The sequence below is a fragment of the Bacillota bacterium genome (assembly GCA_012837285.1).
GTDB lineage: Bacteria > Bacillota > DTU030 > DUMP01 > DUMP01 > DUNI01.
On record DURJ01000078.1, the window covers coordinates 1 to 18,746 of the forward strand.

At 51.0% G+C, this 18,746-nt stretch carries 17 protein-coding genes; 7 read left to right on the plus strand and 10 right to left on the minus strand.

The features are described 5' to 3' along the window. Both GX016_04640 and GX016_04645 read left to right on the plus strand, forming a co-directional pair. Positions 1–119, plus strand: a 119-nt coding sequence (locus tag GX016_04640) for an indolepyruvate oxidoreductase subunit beta (GenBank protein ID HHT70849.1), incomplete at its 5' end; no start/stop codon positions are given. Positions 120–319: 200 nt separating this feature from the next. Continuing rightward, positions 320–1,252 (plus strand): acetamidase, encoded by a 933-nt coding sequence (locus GX016_04645; GenBank protein HHT70850.1) that lies wholly within the window; start codon positions 320–322, stop codon positions 1,250–1,252. Between the two features lie 44 nt (positions 1,253–1,296). On the opposite strand, the gene GX016_04650 is transcribed toward GX016_04645, so the two are convergent. From GX016_04650 to GX016_04675, 6 genes are all read right to left on the minus strand, one after another. Further along, the gene (locus GX016_04650; protein HHT70851.1) at positions 1,297–1,893 is read right to left on the minus strand and encodes a GntR family transcriptional regulator; all 597 of its coding nucleotides are present in this window, start codon (positions 1,891–1,893) and stop codon (positions 1,297–1,299) included. Between the two features lie 219 nt (positions 1,894–2,112). Next, positions 2,113–3,198, minus strand: coding sequence for a DUF3866 family protein (locus GX016_04655; protein ID HHT70852.1), 1,086 nt, complete (start codon positions 3,196–3,198; stop codon positions 2,113–2,115). A 21-nt stretch (positions 3,199–3,219) separates the two neighbouring features. Then, positions 3,220–4,065, minus strand: coding sequence for a glycosyltransferase (locus GX016_04660; protein ID HHT70853.1), 846 nt, complete (start codon positions 4,063–4,065; stop codon positions 3,220–3,222). Next, the gene (locus GX016_04665) at positions 4,058–4,756 is read right to left on the minus strand and encodes a glycosyltransferase family 2 protein (protein ID HHT70854.1); all 699 of its coding nucleotides are present in this window, start codon (positions 4,754–4,756) and stop codon (positions 4,058–4,060) included. The genes GX016_04660 and GX016_04665 overlap by 8 nt, the downstream gene beginning before the upstream one ends. Positions 4,757–4,767: 11 nt before the next feature. Next, on the minus strand, positions 4,768–5,595 hold the full coding sequence (locus GX016_04670; protein ID HHT70855.1) for a copper transporter: 828 nt from the start codon (positions 5,593–5,595) through the stop codon (positions 4,768–4,770). Positions 5,596–5,610: 15 nt separating this feature from the next. Next, a complete protein-coding gene (locus GX016_04675) occupies positions 5,611–6,732 on the minus strand; it encodes a hypothetical protein (GenBank protein HHT70856.1) in 1,122 nt (373 codons plus the stop codon). A gap of 93 nt (positions 6,733–6,825) precedes the next feature. On the opposite strand from GX016_04675, the gene GX016_04680 reads away from it, so the two are divergent. Beyond that, entirely contained in the window at positions 6,826–8,967 is a 2,142-nt protein-coding gene (locus GX016_04680; GenBank protein ID HHT70857.1) for a phosphoglyceromutase, read from the plus strand. 17 nt (positions 8,968–8,984) lie between these two features. Here GX016_04680 and GX016_04685 read toward each other — a convergent pair whose 3' ends face one another. After that, the gene (locus GX016_04685; protein HHT70858.1) at positions 8,985–9,533 is read right to left on the minus strand and encodes a bacterioferritin; all 549 of its coding nucleotides are present in this window, start codon (positions 9,531–9,533) and stop codon (positions 8,985–8,987) included. 70 nt (positions 9,534–9,603) lie between these two features. Further along, positions 9,604–10,053 carry a YaiI/YqxD family protein gene (locus GX016_04690; GenBank protein HHT70859.1) on the minus strand — a complete coding sequence of 150 codons (450 nt, stop codon included), beginning with the start codon at positions 10,051–10,053 and terminating at the stop codon, positions 9,604–9,606. 501 nt (positions 10,054–10,554) lie between these two features. Here GX016_04690 and GX016_04695 point away from each other — a divergent pair. After that, the gene (locus GX016_04695) at positions 10,555–11,565 is read left to right on the plus strand and encodes an ADP-ribosylglycohydrolase family protein (GenBank protein ID HHT70860.1); all 1,011 of its coding nucleotides are present in this window, start codon (positions 10,555–10,557) and stop codon (positions 11,563–11,565) included. A 67-nt stretch (positions 11,566–11,632) separates the two neighbouring features. Here the strand turns inward: GX016_04695 and GX016_04700 are convergent, their stop codons facing one another. Then, positions 11,633–12,931: an AAA family ATPase gene (locus GX016_04700; protein ID HHT70861.1), complete on the minus strand. Its 1,299-nt coding sequence runs from the start codon at positions 12,929–12,931 to the stop codon at positions 11,633–11,635. Between the two features lie 371 nt (positions 12,932–13,302). Here GX016_04700 and GX016_04705 point away from each other — a divergent pair, with 371 nt between their 5' ends. Then, positions 13,303–14,628 (plus strand): M20 family metallopeptidase, encoded by a 1,326-nt coding sequence (locus GX016_04705; protein HHT70862.1) that lies wholly within the window; start codon positions 13,303–13,305, stop codon positions 14,626–14,628. Positions 14,629–14,738: 110 nt separating this feature from the next. On the opposite strand, the gene GX016_04710 is transcribed toward GX016_04705, so the two are convergent. Beyond that, on the minus strand, positions 14,739–16,070 hold the full coding sequence (locus GX016_04710; GenBank protein HHT70863.1) for a hypothetical protein: 1,332 nt from the start codon (positions 16,068–16,070) through the stop codon (positions 14,739–14,741). A gap of 276 nt (positions 16,071–16,346) precedes the next feature. Here GX016_04710 and GX016_04715 point away from each other — a divergent pair, with 276 nt between their 5' ends. Then, positions 16,347–17,192, plus strand: a complete 846-nt coding sequence (locus tag GX016_04715) for a MurR/RpiR family transcriptional regulator (GenBank protein HHT70864.1) — start codon at positions 16,347–16,349, stop codon at positions 17,190–17,192. Positions 17,193–17,240: 48 nt separating this feature from the next. After that, positions 17,241–18,674, plus strand: coding sequence for an amidohydrolase family protein (locus tag GX016_04720; GenBank protein ID HHT70865.1), 1,434 nt, complete (start codon positions 17,241–17,243; stop codon positions 18,672–18,674). Positions 18,675–18,746: the final 72 nt, after the last annotated feature.

The window sequence follows — 18,746 nt, forward strand, 5'->3', positions numbered from 1 at the left end:
CTTTAGCCAAGCATATGGATATCCCAACCGAGACTTGGGAGAAAGTGATTCGTGAGAGCGTACCGCCCAAGACTGTTGACGCTAATCTAAAGGCCTTTGCTGCCGGCGGACAATACTGATTAGTACTAGGGCCAAAAACACCTGGGGAGCCGCCAAGGATCCCCAGGTGATTCTCAACCTAGATTTGCAGGAATTATTTCAGAACCTACAGAAATAAGACATATGAAGAAAAAAGGGAGAGACTATGCTTGGAGGAGGCGGCCCTAGACCTTGAAGTGTATGAATAGTCCAAAACAGAAATACTGAGGAGGAGAATTCAATGGCCATCATAGAGCTAAAACCCGAAAAGAGCGACTACAAGTATCTATTTAGCCCATATGATACACCTATGGCACACATTAACCCTGGGGATACAGTGGTCTTTCATACTAATGATGCCGCTACGGGTAGGATACAAACCACCGAGGATCTACCTAGTATTGTTATGGTAGGTGCTCCACCAAACCCTCTGACTGGTCCTGTTTACATCGAAGGTGCAAAACCCGGTGATGCGCTGGCGGTCACAATCGAAAGCATTGAAGCCACCCGCGACTTCGCTTTTAGTGCGCTCCTCGAATACTTTGGTGGGCTTACCAGCACCGCCCTGACAGCCACTTTGCAGGAGCCGCTGCCAGAAAAGGTATGGATTTGGAAGCTAGTAGATGAAGGCAAGTACTTGATAAGCGATCAGATGGTCAGATTGCCCTGGGACCCATTTATGGGTACGTTTGCTGTGGCTCCTGATCAAGAAGTCATTTCGTCAATGACCCCAGGTCCGTTCGGTGGCAACATGGATGTTCCGGATGTACGACCGGGTAACACTGTTTACCTTCCGGTTTTCACAGAGGGTGCCCTGTTCTACACCGGTGATTGTCATGCACGGCAGGGACAAGGTGAATTATCCGGAGTGGCTTTGGAAATACCAGCCAAAGCAACTCTTCACTTTGATCTCCTCAAAAACAAGAAGATCAACTGGCCACGCATTGAGTCACCAGACAAGATCATGGTGGTCGGCAGCGCCAGACCTATGGAAGATGCTGCTCGCATAGCTTACGCAGAGCTCGTCCGGTGGCTTGAAGAAGAATATGATTTTCATCGCTGGGATGCTTATGATCTTCTTTCCCAAGCTGGTGGACTTTATGTAGGTAACATGGTAGATACCAACTATTCCTTGGTAGCGTCGATCAAAAAAGATTATCTCAAGCGCGTCTAGAAACTGGAAAGCTAACGGGGCTGCTATTTTACTCACCGTTCCCATCATGAATACAATAAGTTCGGAATAATCTGGGCAACCGCATTTCTAGTCTTGCTTAAGTGGTCAACTATTATGTTATGGTATTCTTCTAAGGCACCATTTCGTAATGCTTTCAACAACGCAATATGGTCGGTATATGCTACATGCATGAGTTCGGTTGATTGTATAGCCTGCAATCCTAAGCGCAGCAGATGGTCACGCAATTCGTCATAGATCTTATACATCTTTTCATTTTCTGCAGCCCTGATGAGAGTCAGATGAAACTTTCGGTCGTATTCTACGAAGCGTACTAGATCGTTATTCTGGCAACACTCCCGTTGTTTATCCAACATTTTTTCCATGAGATCAAGACAAGCATAATTCTTCTGAGTAACGAGCTTTTCTCCTGCCAGTCCTTCGAAGAGCAATCTTAATTCAAATAATTCCTCCACGTCTTTTTTAGTGATTGCAGCGACTTGAGCCCCACGATTAGGAAGGAGTGTTAAGAAACCTTCTGCTTCAAGAGCATGTAGCGCTTCTCTTATCGGCGTTCTACTTAACGACAGCTCTTTGGCCAGGTGAATCTCGTTTAGAAACTGGCCCGGTTTGTACTTGTGCATTACAATTGCTTCCTTGATTAAGAAGTATGCTTTTTCCCTTGAAGACTTATACATTGTAGGCGAAGCGCGCATCTACACCAATCCCTTTCAGCAGTATGCAAGATGCATACAGTTGATCCTGACTAGATTGTATAACTTCTAACAAACAAAAACAAGGGGTAAATTGTGAATCGACTAATAATGTTTGCAGTAAGGAAGCTGTTGAATCTGTACCACTGATTACTGCTTGGCACTGTACCAGCCGGCGGAGCCGGCGGCGAGAAAGAAGCCTGGATCTTGGTCTAGGGTGCGGCCCATGGTGGTAAGCTTGATCTTATAGTGTTGGATATTTTCCAGCACTTCTTTTTGGTTAGGGACGGTGACGATTTTGTGTTTTTGATCTAGGCGATGGGTTTTAAGCTGCGCCAGGATGTAAGCGTATTTATCTTCTGCCAGTTGTGGCAAGACCACGTCGGCTCGGGTTTGGGCTATTTCGCCCAGGACAGTAATACTATGGTGGCTGAGGCCGCGGTGCCGGGGGCGCTTATCGGCAAAGCTGATCCGGGGGATAAAAACGGGGCGTCCGCCTAAGGTATTGACGGCATCGATGATGTGGCCTTGTTCCAGGCCGGACCAGCCATATTTGGTGCCGGTGCCGGTTATGCCCGGCCCCATGGTTACCACGGCTACATCGGCTTTTAAAACTGCCTGGGCGGCGATGAGGGCGGTATAGATGTTTACTGCTTCGAGATCGCCGCCGAAGGCCTGGCCGTAGGTGATGGTGCCTTGGATTAGGTTCTGCTCTTTTAAGTAGGCCAGGTTGCGGCTGAAGGCGGCCGGCAAGGCGCCGCCATCGGTCATGATATAAGCTACCTTTAGTTGGGGCTCACGGCGTTTAATATTAAACACTGCCGGCAATAGCATGCTGTGGAGCTCACCGATTATTACCGGCAGACCGTTCAGGCTGTCAAAGTCGTGAAACAATTGATGATAGGGGCTGTTTTCTTCTTCGGCGCTTAAGACGGAAAACTGCAGCGGGGTGTAGCGCAGCTTCATGATGTGCCCGCCGGACTTATGCGGCTGCTGCGGGGACATAGTCTTAGAGCTGTTATTTACGGCTACGACAAAGTGATAGCCGCCGCTTCCCAGACCCAGCCGGACAGCGGTGGTATTGAGCAGCACTTCAGCACCGGGCTGGACCACCCCGGTAAATAGATCGTAGTTTATAGCCCGGCGCTCCCCCGTGGGGGTTCGGACTTCTAGTTCGGTGCAGCCGGGGTAGGTAGCGACGATTTTGGTTACTTGTCCTTTGCAGTAGCTGATCATGGCTCCACTTCCTAGGGGGGATTAGTTTTGCCGGCCCAGGTTATCGAACAGGCTCAAAATCCGGCTGTGGGCAATAAGACGGCTCAGGGAATATCTATCGGCCACCACGTGAACGAGAACAAGAATGGCTAAGGCAGTTAATTTTCCGCTGTAATCCAATTGGCTTACGGCCAAGATGCCGGCGGAAATTCCCAGCACATTGGCTCCGGCGTCTCCCATCATGGCACGGGCTTTAAGGTCGAAGGGGAAATACCCCACCACAGTGCCTATAAGGGGCAGCATGAGCAGTAGGAGTTGATAGTTGCCGGTAAGAACGGAGCTTAAGCCGACTATAACAACCAGGCCCAAGTAAAATTTAATGGCTCGGCCCGGTCTTAGGTCAAGAAGGTTGAGCAGGTTTGTAAACAGGGCCAGCACTAAAGTGCTGACGAGGATTTCTCCCCGGCGGCTGAACCAAAAACTGCTGACCAGAAGCGCGACTGCCAGTCCGCCGGCGGCTTTAAGGATGCCGGTAGTGAGCTGCCCGGACAGGAGGGCCTTAAAATGGCCCCGTAGCCCCCGGATGTCGCGGGAGCCTAGCAGATCGTCCAGCAAGCCCAGCAGACCCATGGTGAGGACAGCCAGGGCTAATAAGAACACGGTGCTGATATCTGGTAAGGAAAGTTTGGCCGTAGCCAAATAGAGAGCGTACCAGGGTAAGGAGCAGAGGACAAACAAGATGCCGGTACCTTGTGGTATTAGTTCCCGGCGGAAATTCCTTTTAAGTTGCCGGCCCTGGTGAAACAGATGGATAAAAGGCGGGGTTAACAGCCGAGCCGTGAGGGCCGCCAACACAGCCAGGGTCAAGAGAAGACCGTACTTAGGCACTGATTCTTCGCTCCTTTAATTTCTTCAGCAGCAGTTTCAGTATGTCCGCGAATTGGGTCCCGCGGTGGATAAAGCCGTGCCAGTTTCTACCAGTAACATCATGCTCCATATCCACATCGACTTCCAGCACGCGGTAGCCTCCGGTTAGGATGTCGATGAGCATCCCCACTTCCAGACTAAAGCCGTCGGGGATGGGACCAATACTCTCCAATACCCGGCGTTTAAACGCCCGCTGCCCGGAAAGAACAGCGGTGAGATTTTGCCCGGTAAAGTATTTCACTCCGCTGGCGGCCAGGGCTTTTACCAGGCCGAAGCCGCCCGGTTTCGTGGTTGGCTTGAAGCGGGCGATAGTTACATCGGCCCGGTTGTCAAGAAGGGGAGAGATGAGTTTATGGGCTTCAGCGGCACTTTGTCTTAGATCGGCGTCGAGAAACACGATTATGTCCCCGTCTGCCTGCTGGAGCCCGTGACGCAGGGCCCCGCCTTTGCCCATGTTCCGGTCCAGCCGCAGCGTCTGCACCTGGCAGCGGGCTGCTTGGGCCAGGGTGTTGTCGCTGGAGCCGTCATCGATAACGATAATTTCCCAATCCAGAGCCGGTGCCAGGTGGCGGGGAATCTTATGTACACCTTGGATGGTTTGTTGGATGTTTTGTTCTTCATTGTGAGCCGGAATCAGCACCGAGACTTTCATCCAAGTTCCCCTCATTTCAACGGTAGCAGAGTGTTGGCCGAGGCCTTGACTCCGTAGTTGCCTTCTTTGCCAGTCATTACCAGTACCAAGGAGGTCCGGCCGATAATAGTGTCCACATTATCTACAGTGGAGATCCGTTCCTTTTTGTAATGATCCATGTAAGAATACTCCACCTGACTGCTTTCTACCCCCACGATGGGCAGGGCTCGTTTTTTTAGCTCTCTGATCAAAGGTACATCTACCAGTTCCGGTTTATCGGTGGCGGTGTTGTTGCCCCCGGCGATGATCACGAAATCCGGCGGGGTGTCAAAAATACCGCTGATCTCGACCAATCCTTGTTGCCGCAGGTAGTTGAGGCCGTCTGTTTCGCCGTAGGCAACGGCATTGGCAACCAGCGGTGCCAGCGGCAACTCCGGATTCGATCCCCCTTGGTCTTGGTTGCCAAGAAGGACTTTGTCGGTAATGACAATAGAGGCATTCACATTAGCCCCGGCTGCTTGCAGTGTACGCTTTAGTTGGGTTGAGGAGGAGCTGGCCGAGGTTTCGATGATGACAATGTTTTGCCCCAGCAGCTGGTGCTCAAGATAATCGGTGGCAATGGTCTCCATAAAAACACGGTCTTGTTCCATGCTCTGCTGCAAACTCTTCACTTCGGCCTCCAGGGCTTGGTTGGTTTGGGTCAGGTCATCGAAGGTGGCTTCCAACGATGTGATTAGCTCTTGTTGCTGCTGGAGGATAATATCGTTGGAATCGAGCTGAAAACCGATTAGAATACCTATGCCCAAAGCTATGAAGACAGAAATTAGGGTGATTACCAGGTATCTAATGTTTACGAACATAGGCCGATCTCCTTTTTAGAATCCGAACACGACGCGTAATCGTAGCTCTAACAATTTTAGGATATATTGCATCGGCGGCGATGTTATCGCCAAGGCAATCATAGGAACTAAGGCTGCCATGAGCAAACCCAGTACATAGTGTGGACTCAGGGCGGGCTGGTATAGTTTGCTCACACCCTTGGCATCCACCAGAATAGAACCCACTTTTAGTCGGACTAAGAACGTACTGGCCATTCCTTGCCGGCCTTTTTCGAGGAAGTCGATCATGTTGGAATGACAGCCCACGGCTACAATAAGATCGGCTCCTTGTTCGTAAGCCAGCAGCAGGGCAATATCTTCGCTGGTACCGGGGCAGGGAAAGATCTGGGCCGGCAGCCCTAACTGCTGCACCCGTTCTAGCCCGGGGACCTGTCCGTTGGGGTACGCATGAACCACAATCTCCCGGCAGCATCTAAGCGCTTGGTCGGAAATGCTGTCCATATCACCCACTACCATATCGGGCCGGTAGCCGAAATCCACCAGAACGTCAGCTCCGCCGTCGACACCCACCAGCACCGGTTTTACATCATCCACATAATCTCGGATGGTAGCTAAGTCTTCCCGACAATTGTTGCCGCGGGCCACTATCAACACCTGCCGGTCTTTAAACTCGGTATTGGTTTCAGGGATGTCCACCGAGCCGGTGATGAAGGCTTTTTCTTTTTTGGCGTAGGTCAAGGTGTTATCAATGAATCGGTCTAAGGCCTGTCCAATATTCTCCCGCGCTCGGGCTATTTTTTGGGTGGCGATTTCGGCGGTGATAATTGTACCTTGGGCCACCAGGGTTCCTTGCTGGTAGATGCCACCGTCGTCGGTGATGGTGATGATGGTGTTTTCGGGCAGATCCATTATAGCATCACCCACATTGTCTACTAAGACAATGTTAGCTGTCAGCAGGGTTTCAGGACCAAGATTGGGGTAAGTTCCAGTTATGGATGGCCGGGCATTGATCACGGCGGCGACTTTTCTGGCCACCAGGTCGGCGGCGGCCACCTGATCCAGATCTTCGTGGCAAATAACGGCTATATCACCGGGCCGCAACCGCTGGACCAAGTTCTTGGTTCTCCGATCCAGTTTGGCTGTTCCTGTTATTGACATATTAACACCTACCCAGAGGGGTATTTTGTCCGCTATAATTGTATCGAAGATGGAATTAAAATAAAAGGGTTTAGGATGACAGGTGGGTGGATAATGATCAAGTTAAAACATATTCTGTCCGGGCTGCTGCTCCTTAGTCTCTTAGCTGGTTCTATTGTTGCCCAAGCTTCACCTCGGAGTCAAGGCCAGGTGATCTTGCTGATTGTAGATAATGTTAACTATGATGATTTTCAGCGCTACGGTGGCGCCAATCTCCGTAAGGTGCTGGAACAGGGAGCTTTAGGGTTTATGAACACCAACTCCGGCGGTGACTACGAAGATTGTGGCTCCTATGCCACCCTGGGAGCCGGCAATTATGCTGTTTGTTCCCCAGGGGGTATGTACGTGAAGGAGCAGCCAAAGTCTGCCTCTGACGGGGCGGCAACAGTCCCGGGGAGCCTGGTCAACCGGGATCTGGACAATTTAGTCGCAGTCAATGAGCCGCTGAATCGCTCGGTAAAGGTGGGGCTGCTGGGGGAGTTACTTAACCACCACGGTCTTAAGACCGCGGTGATCGGTAGCGAGAGCAGCTCGCTGGCAGCGGCTGCCTTGGTAGCCCGGGCCGCCCTAATTACCATGAACCGGCAGGGAAGAACTGATTATGGCCGAGTGGACGGCAGCCTGCTTCAGCCGGATCCCAAGCAGCCCAGCGGATTAAGTACCGACTATGAGGCTTTGTGGGCCGCTTATCAGGAAGTGGAGGCCCAAGCGAATTTTATCGTTATCCAAACTGGGGATACCCACCGGCTAGACAAAAGCGAACAGGTGTCAAAAGAAGAGGCGAAACAGGCTAAAGCCCTTATCTTTAAGAACATGGATGTGTTTTTGGGCCGAGTGCTTGAGTCTTTAGATCAGGACTCGCTCCTTATGGTGGCGGTGCCTTTTCCGTCCAGGGAAGATATTGCGGCTGGGAAAAAACTGACTCCGGTTGTGGCCTACGGCCCGTCCGTTTCCGGAGGTGTGCTCTCATCTGCTACCACCAAAAGGGACGGCCTGATCACCAATACTGATCTGGCGGCTGAGGTGGCTCATTTCTTTAACCTCAAGCCGGATCTGGCTCTAATCGGCCACCGGCTGGTGTACAAACGCTATCAGGAGCCGCTGCCACAGATGGAGCAGATTGAGCGCCAAGCTGTCTTTAATTATCGACACCGGGCTCAGATAATCAGTGCTTTTGTGTGCTTGGTTGTGGTGCTGCTGGTGCTCTATGGTGTGGCTGCCAGTAGCTGCCCCCATAACCTTGTTTATCTCAAACCGTTGCTCCTGGCTGGTATGATATTGCCGACGGTGTTGCTGGTGCTGCCGCTGTTTAAGCCCTGGAACATTACTGCTTTTGCGGGGATTGCTTTGCTGCTAACAGTGGGGGTGGGGTGGGCGGCAATTTTCACTCAAGATACTATCAAGACCGTTTGTATTTCGTTGCTGCTGTCAGCAGCCTTAATTGTCGGAGATACAGTGGCCGGCAATCCGCTGATGAAGGCTTCGATGTTGGGCTATGACCCCATTGTGGGAGCCAGGTTCTATGGCATCGGCAACGAATACATGGGTTTCTTGCTGGGTGCTACGTTGATGGGTACGGCCGCTCTCCTGGAAAAATATCGCCTGGACCGGCAACCGGCCAGGCTGGTGAGCATGGTAATTTTGATCACGGTGTTTCTCACCTTGGCGTTGCCTAGTCTGGGTACCAACGTAGGCGGCGCCATGGCAGCGTTTTTTGGCTTCGGCACTTTTTTGGTGCTAGTGTTCAAAGGCCGGATAACAAAGAAAGATCTGGCCTGGCTGGGCCTCGGCCTGGTGGTGTTTCTTTTCTTTTTGTTCATGGCCGATGGTAGGCGCAGTCCGGAAAAACAGTCCCACATCGGGCAATTTAGCTCCCTCATGCGCCAACAAGGCATTTCGGCCTGGCTGCAAGTGGCAAAGAGGAAGCTGATGATGAACTATCGCTTGATCAAATACAGCATCTGGACCCGGATGCTGGTGGCCATGGCAGTGGTGTTGACGGCGGTGTTCCGGTGGCCGGTGAGACTTATCGAGCCGATCCAGGACCGGTATGCCTATCTTTACTATGCTGTTGTGGCCGGGATGGTCAGCACAGTGGCGGCGCTAATCTTCAACGATTCGGGGGTGGTGGCTGCCGCCACCTGTATTTTGCCAGTGGGGATTACCGTTTTGATCGCAGCCGACATCCGATTATAGTCGGTAATTTAGGCACGTTATAGCTGGGGCCGGCAATATTTATCCACCATTTGATTAAAGAGCCGAATGTGATGTAGTTCGTCCATGATGATCCGCTCTAACATGTTTTGGATATAAGGATCGTTGATCAGTTGTTGATGCCGGCGATAGTTGGCAATGGCGGCCCATTCGCCGGCGATGTCGGCTGTCAGTCGATCGCATAAAGACGTGCCATAATAGACCAACGAAGCGTTCCAGTATTGTTCGGTGTTGTTTTGTTCGATAGTTCGGTAACGGGGGTCCACCCCCAGCAGCAAGATGATCTCGGCCAGGATTTCCAGATGATGCATTTCCACCAAGGAAACACACTCCAAGAGGTCGGAGACTTCTTTAAATTCCGGCTCCAATACTACATGGTGATGCACATACTGGCTGATAGCTGTCAGCTCGCTGATTGGCCCGGCGTAATCCTCCAGCAAGAGGCGGGCATAGTGTGGATTTGGGGCTGCCACTCGGACTTCAGGGTATGGAGCCGGATAGGCACACTCATAGCTGGCGGCAGACTCCCTGAATTTATCTTCGGCCATAAGAAAAAGATCCCTCCCGCAAGCGTTTTGTATAGCCTATTAGGACGGAAGAAGAAAAATACCACGCAGATTATTCCTCGGCAGCCGTTGCTTGTTGCAGCAAGGCGCGGAAATTTCGTTTAAAGGACTCGTCGTCTTCTGTTCGTCGGGCCGGTACAGCGGTAAAGCGCCCGCCGGCGCGGCGCCGTTTTTGGGCTAAGTGGCGCTCAAACAGTAACCGGTCGATGTTTTTATCCGAGTAAATGCGCCCGTTTTGGTTGATGGCGGCGGCGCCTTTGGCCAAGGCCAGAGCAGCGACACCGTAGTCTTGGGTTACCACAATGTCGCCGGGACTGGTTCGATTGATCAGGGCATAGTCCACTGCATCACTGCCTTGGCCGACGGTGATAATGTCGGCATAATCTGATTCTAACAGGTGGTTAACGTCGGTTATGAGTACCACCCCCGCTTGGAATTCCTGGGCCAGTTGTTCAATAATAGCCGTTACCGGACAGGCATCGGCATCTACCAGTATTTTCATCTAAATTCCTCCTGCGTTTAGGTGAAGTCCCGCTATTGGGACGGGGACTTTCTTTTATTATAGACCTTATCGCCGCCGCAGAGGGTAGTAACAACCCTTTTTCCTCCTAGCTTGCTCCCCCAACCAATGATATTATTATGGTGAAATTATTCCCACCCTGCAGAAAAAGCCGGCTTGGTGTTAGAGGCACCAAGAGCCAGAGGGGCTCTAATTGAAACCGGCGGCATGATACAGCAGATCAAAGCCTATCTACCGATAATGGTACCGCTCATGGTGGATTCGATCCGGATGCCAGAATATTCTAGCTTGCGCCCTGCTCAATCGGGGTTTCGGGGCGACTAGGAACTGGCATAGTTTCAAGAAGTTGCGCCTTAGCCGATAGACTACGTGGTTTTGGTTGGGACCATCGGCTTAACGGGTCTGGCAATTTTTGGTTCGGTGTGGATACGGGGCTTTATAGTATTGGACTGTCATTTGTTGATGGAGCAGGAGGTTTTGGGGATGACCAACAAGTTGGCGAAGAAGATCTACGGTTCTTTAATGGGAGTGGCTGTGGGGGATGCCATGGGCATGCCGTCGTCCCTTCTTACCCCGGCGGAGATTAAGCAGCAATTGGGCTGGATCGAGGGCTTCTTACCGGCCCCGGAGGGACATTTGACCCACCAGGGCATGCCGGCGGGATGTGTAACTGACGACACCGGGCAAACTTTAGCGGTGGCCAAAGCTATAATAGCTGACGGCGGTAAGGTGGTGCCGGAGAGCATCGGTCGGGAAATTTTGAATTGGGCCGAGAATGAAGGAGCACTGGCTGAAGAATCGATGATTTTGGGGCCCAGTTCCCGGGCAGCCTTGCTTCAGCTTAGGGCCGGAGTGCCGCCGGCGCAAGCAGGTATGTTCGGTGATACCAACGGAGCGGCTATGCGTATTAGCCCGGTGGGAATGATTCATCCCGGAGATATTGAAGGGGCAGTGGCCGATACGGAGCTATGCTGTCTTCCCACCCACGGCACCAGCGTGGCTATCTCCGGTGCGGCTGCAGTCAGTTGTGCCATTGCGGCCGCGCTGGGGGCGGATGGATCGCTGGCCGAAATTGTAGCGGCGGCCAGACAGGGAGCGGACCTGGGAGCTGCCCGCGGTCGCAGGGTGGCAGCACCGTCTATTGCCCGGCGCATCCACTGGGCGCTGAATATTGTTGCTGACACCGATGAAGAAACAGCTTGCCAAAACCTGTATGAACTGGTGGGAACCACAGTGGCTATAACTGAGACAGTGCCGGTTTCCATTGCCTTGGTGGTGTTGGCCCAGGGAGACCCGCTGAAAACGGCGCTGCTGGCAGCCAACCTGGGTGGCGATTGTGACACTGTCGGGGCCATCGCTGGCTCCATAGCAGGTGCCTATGCCGGGATCGATGCTTTTTCGTCTGATGTGATGGAGCAGATCGAGGCAGTAAACAAGCTCGGGCTAAGAAATATCGCCTTGGCCCTATTTGAAATTGCTAACAAAAGTCAGTAGAACACAAGAAGTGCCGGCCATCAGGACCGGCACTTACTAGTCATATCAGTATTGCAAGTCTTTTCTTCTAATCATTGTTCTTAAGGACATACTTAGTGTTCATTCCGTGCCCCACCACTGATAGCGCGTCTTTTCGGACCAGCTGCCGCACTATTTTTCCGGCCATTGACGGGGAAACCGCCAGCAGGGTTTCCACGTCTTTACGGGCGATGGCTTCTTGGTGTTCAAACAGCTGCAGCACAGCCTGTTCATTTTTGTTTAAGGACTTGGCGATGGCGGTCGCATTCATATTAGGCAGTGTCAGCCGGAAGGCATTACCGGACACCTTTACCTCCGGTTTGGTCGTGCAATCTCGGTAGCTGTTCATTATCTTCTGCATCCCGGTTCCATGGGCTTCGATCAAATCTAAACTGAAAAATACCTCCATCAGCTTTTCGTTCCGAGAATGAGAAATACCCAGCATAATGTCTTTAAAATTGATCCTTTTGGCCAAGCCGCCCATAGAGACAAATTCCATTCTGTCGTCGAAAATGCTGATCAAGGTACTGGAATTGTAGGAATAATCTCGGTGCACAATTGTGTTTAGCAGGGCCTCGCGCAAGGCTTCTTTGGGATAGTCTTTGTTATCGACGGGAGTGACGCCGGCAAACTCAGCGCTGGTTTGATCCAGCGAGCTCAGATAAGCGAAAACAGTTTGGTACTGCTTGAGTAAAGGGCCGCTAAACTCCAGACGGTCTTTGAAGATGGATTTTGTCTTGCCGGCAAAGGCAGCCACCTTAATCGTGTGCTCGCATTGGTCGGACAAGAGTAGACCCAGATTAGTATAAATGTCATCTTCGTTTGTTAGGCCCAAGGTTTTCATTAGACTTTCTGTAAAAGAAATATGGCGCTTTGTAAACTCAGCCGCCGTGGCCTCAAAGGTTAAGTCTTGATTGAGCGAGCGCATCTGTTCAAATACGTTGCCGTCAGTGCGCTTAATCATCCGGCGGATGACAATGTTAGAGGCAGCAATGGACGATGATCCTTTACGAACAAAAACACCGGCTGGGCACAGTCCTTTTTCGACCAGGTAGTAGGGACTGCTGGTGCCTTTTTCCACATCGATTCTAACAACATCTTTCCCGTGGATTGTCTCAACGCTGCAGTGGATAAGCACAGTGACATCCGGCTTGATGGTGTTTTTCGCTAGAGCGGAGACCTTTCTGATAACCTCGCCGGTATCGCTTACACCGCTGATCTGGCCGTTATCAGCTATGCCGACAAGAATTGTACCACCATTACCGTTGGCAAAGGCTATGATTTCCTTCTTGATGTCGGTACTTAGTCCGCGTTTTAATTCCATGGTGGCGCTTTTTTGATATCTCATGATATAGGCTCCCTTCTTGTTCCTAATACTATTCTAACACACATTACGTCCGGACTTGTGTTAGCGGGGAGCTGAGCAATGGCAGCAAACAACCCCCTGAAGCGGGTTTCATTTGACCTGCTCTAGGGGGTTTGCGTTCTGGGTCAATAGGTAATGCGGTGCCGATGTCTGGAACGGTATCGGCTTAGCTTGAAATGAACCAGAACACTGACATCCGTTTGGCGGGTTATGATAAGTTGTGCCTAAGAAATGTTGACACGTACATCGACAAAAAATAGTTGACATTAAATTGTATCAAAGGTATAATTTTCACTAATTACCCTGCGCGCGGGTAACTCGCTATTGACCTAAAAGATAAAGGAGGGAGCCAAGTGCCAGCTAAATCATGGGTACGGATGTCTTCTCTTGTAATAGTGATCATATTGCTGTTTTCGATGGGTGTGCAGGCAGCTCCGAGTGGGGAGCAGCTCCGCAAAGAGGCGGTAGCTTCCGTGGAGAAACAGGCCCAAAAGCTATATGACATGGGTGACTGGATGTACCATAATCCTGAGCCTGGTTATCTGGAAAAGGAGGCTGTGAAGCTACTCACGGGATACTTGAAATCCAATGGATTTAAGGTGGAGGTAGGTATTGCGGGGTTAGAAACAGCCTTTAAGGCTGAATACAAGTTCGGCACCGGTGGCCCCACGGTGGCTTACATTGTGGAGTACGATGCTCTACGTGGACCTGGGAATACGGCTTTTCATGGCTGCCAGCACAACCTGCAAGGTCCGGCGGGTCTGGGGGCTGCAGTAGCAGTTAAACAGACGATGGAAAAGAATAAGATTGCCGGCCGGATATGGGTAGTCGGCACACCGGCTGAAGAGATTCCTCCTCCGGCTAAAGGCAAGATGCTGGCCGAGGGCGTTTTTGATGGGACAGATGTTATCTTGATGTTTCATGGAAGCGGCACGACCAATCGTCTAGGAGCAGGCTGGTCTGGAGTAACGCTTGATTCTACGCGCTACTCGTTTACAGGCAAGAGTGCCCATGCTTCCGGTGACCCTTGGAATGGGCTCGATGCTTTGGATGCCGCTCGGTTGATGTTCGCCGGAGTGGATGCTTACCGCGAACACATTCTGCCTGATGCTCGGATTCACGGTGTAATTACCAAGGGTGGCGAGGCCCCCAATGTAATCCCCCCTATTGCTGAGACCGATTTCTTCTATCGCCATCCCACCAGAGAATATGTGGACATCTTAGGCGAGCGCATAGCTACCATTGCTAAGGCTGCCGCGATGATGACAGGTACTGAAGTGGAAATTACCAACTATGGCAAGTACTACAATACCTTGGCCCTGGCCGGACTGGAGGAGCGGGCATTTGCGTATGCGAAAGAGTATGGCGCTCAGGAAATAGATGAGGAACCCAAAACCGGAGGTTCCACCGATTTTGCTGAGCTGTCCGGTAAATTACCGGCTATTTCGCTCAGCATTGCCAGCAAGCCGAAGACAGCGGCTGGGCACTCTATTGAAGCAGCCGATGCTACTATTGCCGACATTGGACACCAAGGGATGTTGACAGCGTCTAAGGTGCTGACTGCTCTGGGCGTTGACATACTAACCGACCCTGAGTATCTCGCAGGTGTTAAGGCCCAATTCACCGAAGCTGGCCCTGAGCCTACAGTGGCCACGTATAAGAAAGTAGTGCGTTGGTAAGAGACCGACAGTGACTATTTGGCAGTAAACAACCCCCTGGAGCGGGTTTCATTTGACCTGCTCCAGGGGGTTTGTATTCTGGGTTAATGGGTAATGCGGTGCCGATGCTGTTATTGGTCGCTGGGAAGTTCCGGTTCGGGCTGCGGCTCAGGGATTTCTAACTCCGGCGCGGCCAAAACTTCCTCCGGCACAGTGACATCGATATCCTTGCCGTAGCTGTATTCATCCGTTGTCATCAAGATTTCCACTGCTTGGAGCGGCATGGGCTGGCCTTGAAACTCGGCTGCATATGTCACTAACGCACCGAAATTCGCTTGGCGAGTAAGATAATCGTCAGCACCCACGTAGGTTATACCCCAAAAGGAGATGCTGTCGATAATACTGCTGGTGGCGCCAAAGGCTTCTCCCAGGAATTCGCCTTCACCTAAGCTACCTAAGGTAGTGGACATGAACTCCGCCATGTCATCAACTCGGCCGTAATAGGCGATTTCGTATACTTGTTCACCGTTTCGTTCTTGTGTACCCAGTAGTTTATAAAACAGCGTCTCTTCCAGTCCCGGCGGAATCACCTGGGTTTGCTGCTGTGCTTGTTCGATGAGTTTCTGCATGTCGGGCATCATGCCTTCGGGATACTTGAACCAGCGCAGCTTACCTGTTTCCGGATCAGGCATTTGTTGATACATCTTTCCATCTACCAGGTAAGATTCCATCACCATTTTTTGTGCGCCCAGTTCCGGTAATGTCAGCTCTATAGTGGTAATCTGGTGGATTTTATTGGGGAGCACCATTTCTTGAATCATGTGGAGCTCAGGTGCCAGGAAAGATGGGATTTCTTCAGCCCCTTCTACACCTGGCCTGGGAAGCAAACGAACTTTGCCGTTCAAAGCTACCCGTACTCGGGCAGCCTCTTCGGATTTAGACCGAGTTTGGGATTCCTGTAAGATAGCAAGCACTTCTTCTGTGGTGGGCTGGAAGGCATGCTTCACCAGGGCAGCGCCTTCGTTCTGACTGAGCACAGCCGTCGGATCACCGGCGACCAAACCGAGGCGGGTTAGCCAAGCATAGCTCCCATATGCCCAGTGGTCAGCGGGCAAAGATATGTCGGTGTCAGCCGGTGGGATGACACTGTCCATCAATCCCAAAGCCCTTCCCACCAGGGTAGCCGCTTCTACCCGCTGAATGGGACGGTCGGCGTCGGCCTTTTTCCCCGGGACACCTTTCATAATGCCATGTTGGATCAAAATATCCGTCGGTTCGCCTTCTCCTTCTAACTCGACTGTTTTAACCAGTAGAGCGGCGAACTCTCCCCGTAAAATGGGCAATTCCCCCACGGTGGATGTTGACGTGTTAGCAATAGCCTCTTCTTGGGGCACTGCCGCCCAAGCTGAGCTGGAAACTATAAGCAACAACACCAAGCTAAATAGAAAGAGCCGCTTGCGCACACAGATCCTCTCCTTTATTGTATTTACCACAAACTGCAAGTTCATTATATCGTCTTTGATAGGGTAAAGTACAGAGGCATCTTTTTCCCCGCCGCCCCTTGAGCTTCGATGTGATTGGTGTAGTAGCAAAACGGGCAAAGAGATATAAAATAATTTAATGGGGCGAGGACGGAATCTTATTAGTGAATAAGAGGAATCGAGTGGGCAATGGAGAAGTAGGGAATACTACATGACTATATATGGTAGTAGATGAAACTACAGCGGGGTGTGGACAAATTGGATATGAACATACTACAAGTAATTTCCAACAAGATTCCCGGTCTAGCCGAAAGTCAGCAGACTTTAGGGGCCTACATCTTAGAGCATTATCGGGAGGTGGCTAATCTATCGGCTTTGGATCTGGGCAAGAAAGCCGGTGTCAGCGATGCTACTGTGGTGCGCTTTGCCAAGGCTATCGGGTTTTCCGGCTATGCTGAGCTGAAAAAGGAACTGTATAACTGTGTTGCTGCAACTGAAACTCCTTCGGAAAAGATGATTAAGTCCGTAGGCCGGAAAGAGAAAATCGACTCTGCCCTGACACAAATTTTCCAGACAGATATTCATAATATACAAAGAACTTTTGCGGATTTTTCTAAAGACAGCATGAACCGAGCTATAGAGGCACTGAGCAATGCACGGAAGCTTTATATATTAGGACTCAACAGCTGTGAGTCTCTGGCTGTGTTTCTTCATTTTCATCTTAGGCGTCTACATCTAGACGTTGAATTAATAACATCAGGGGGATTAGTTCTATTTGAACAGTTAGCTTATATTGACAGCAACGATGGCCTGGTAGTTATAAGCTATCCCCGGTACTCGAAGGACTCGTTACGGGCCATTAGTTTAGCTAAAGACCGAAAAGCCTGCGTAATAAGCATTACCGATAAACCCTATTCTCCTATTGCTAAGGGAGCGGACATATCTCTCATTGCCCATTCCAGTAGTCCAGGTTTTTACAACTCATATGCCGCAGCCACTACCATCTGCAATGCCTTGGTTTTGTCCATTGCCATGCAAAATGAAAGTAAATCCTTGGAAGCGCTAAGAATGGTGGAAAAAGTTAAGGACGGACTCTATATCTAGGAGGGTGAACCTGGGACAAAAAAAGTATTGCAATAAAGGAGCATTAGCATGCAAGAACTAAAATATGATTTATTAATTAAGCAAGGACATGTAGTGGATCCGGTTAATATGGTTGATCAAGTAATGGATGTGGGCATAAAAGATGGAAAAATCGCCGCGGTAGCGTCAGATCTAGAGCTCTCCGATGCTGAGAACACTCTGTGGAGCGAAGGCCTGCTGGTGATGCCTGGCATCGTAGATTCTCACGCCCATGTTGCCCGTCCCAAAGCCTTCGGAGCTGGATATCGCATGTTAGTCAAAGCAGGGGTTACAACAGCCGTCGATTTTGAAGGCCCTATGGAAGTGGTCATAGACGAGATCATGACTTATGGGTGTGGGCTTAATGTAGCCGTGTTGGAAGGCCTGTGGCCTGGGGTTGGACTTAGCAGCGAACATGCTTCCCGGCAAGAGGCGATGGAACAAGTTCAGCGGGCATTAGATAAAGGCTCTTTAGGCGTTAAGCTGTTGGGTGGACATTATCCCCTAACCCCGGAGACAATAGCCAATGTTATTGAGGCGGCCGCAGAGTCAGGTGCATATGTAGCTTTCCATGTGGGTAGCACCAAGACTGGCAGCAATATTCTAGGCCTGGAAGAAGCGATTCAGTTAGCATCTGGACATCCATTACATATTGCCCATGTTAATTCTTATTGCCGCGGTCTGATCGATGAACCGCTGGTGGAAATAGGGCGCGCCTTGTCGATATTAAAGCAGGCACAAAATCTTGTGTCGGAGTCACATCTGGCACCGCTCAATGGCTGCAGCGGACGCATAGGAGAGAACGGATTACCGGCGAGCCATGTAACGAGAAACTGCCTGAAAGCCTTGGGATATCCAATCAACGAGGCTGGGTTAAGGCAGGCTTTGCTAGACGGGCGGGCAGCCGTCTATAGTCTTGTGGGCAGAACAATGCAGCATATATGGAAAGAAGAGGCGTATCGCTGCTGGCTGGCTGAAGATACTCAGGTGGGCGTATCTTTTCCGGCCAACCTAAGGTCTGCTGCCTTGATCTGCGCCACCGAAAAACATGATTCGGGGGAGTTTGTTGTTGATGCCATAAGTAGCGATGGCGGGGCAATTCCACGAAATGTCATCTTATCGCATGGCTTGGCCTTAGTTCAATTCGGAGCCCTTACTTTATCGGAACTGGTACTCAAGCTAGCTTACAATCCGGCTTGCATGTTCGGCTTTACCAACAAGGGCCATTTGACTATCGGGGCCGACGCTGATGTCATTGTGGTCCATCCTTGTACTGGCCGTGTACACGCAACTGTTATCGCTGGCCAGTTTTCAGCTCTAGAAGGGATACCGCTGACCAGGCCCGGCCATATCTTAACTACGGAAAGGGGGGTGAAGGTCTTACGCCAAAGTAAAGTCAACTATCGGGTAGTTAATTTAAGAGACAGCACCTTCTTTAACAGAGGTGCCAGGGCGGTTGATTAATCTTTGCCAATGGAACGAGGGACTGTTGACGTCGCTGCCAAATGATGACTAGATACTATCTGGAGGGAGGTT

Excerpts from the sequence above, each read along its gene's own strand:
- GX016_04680 (HHT70857.1), top strand. The coding sequence starts at position 6,826 with ATGATCAAGTTAAAACATATTCTGTCCGGGCTGCTGCTCCTTAGTCTC.
- GX016_04645 (HHT70850.1), top strand. The coding sequence starts at position 320 with ATGGCCATCATAGAGCTAAAACCCGAAAAGAGCGACTACAAGTATCTA.
- GX016_04685 (HHT70858.1), bottom strand. The coding sequence starts at position 9,533 with ATGGCCGAAGATAAATTCAGGGAGTCTGCCGCCAGCTATGAGTGTGCC.
- GX016_04675 (HHT70856.1), bottom strand. The coding sequence starts at position 6,732 with ATGTCAATAACAGGAACAGCCAAACTGGATCGGAGAACCAAGAACTTG.
- GX016_04655 (HHT70852.1), bottom strand. The coding sequence starts at position 3,198 with ATGATCAGCTACTGCAAAGGACAAGTAACCAAAATCGTCGCTACCTAC.
- GX016_04665 (HHT70854.1), bottom strand. The coding sequence starts at position 4,756 with ATGAAAGTCTCGGTGCTGATTCCGGCTCACAATGAAGAACAAAACATC.
- GX016_04690 (HHT70859.1), bottom strand. The coding sequence starts at position 10,053 with ATGAAAATACTGGTAGATGCCGATGCCTGTCCGGTAACGGCTATTATT.
- GX016_04720 (HHT70865.1), top strand. The coding sequence starts at position 17,241 with ATGCAAGAACTAAAATATGATTTATTAATTAAGCAAGGACATGTAGTG.
- GX016_04670 (HHT70855.1), bottom strand. The coding sequence starts at position 5,595 with ATGTTCGTAAACATTAGATACCTGGTAATCACCCTAATTTCTGTCTTC.
- GX016_04695 (HHT70860.1), top strand. The coding sequence starts at position 10,555 with ATGACCAACAAGTTGGCGAAGAAGATCTACGGTTCTTTAATGGGAGTG.
- GX016_04700 (HHT70861.1), bottom strand. The coding sequence starts at position 12,931 with ATGAGATATCAAAAAAGCGCCACCATGGAATTAAAACGCGGACTAAGT.
- GX016_04650 (HHT70851.1), bottom strand. The coding sequence starts at position 1,893 with ATGCACAAGTACAAACCGGGCCAGTTTCTAAACGAGATTCACCTGGCC.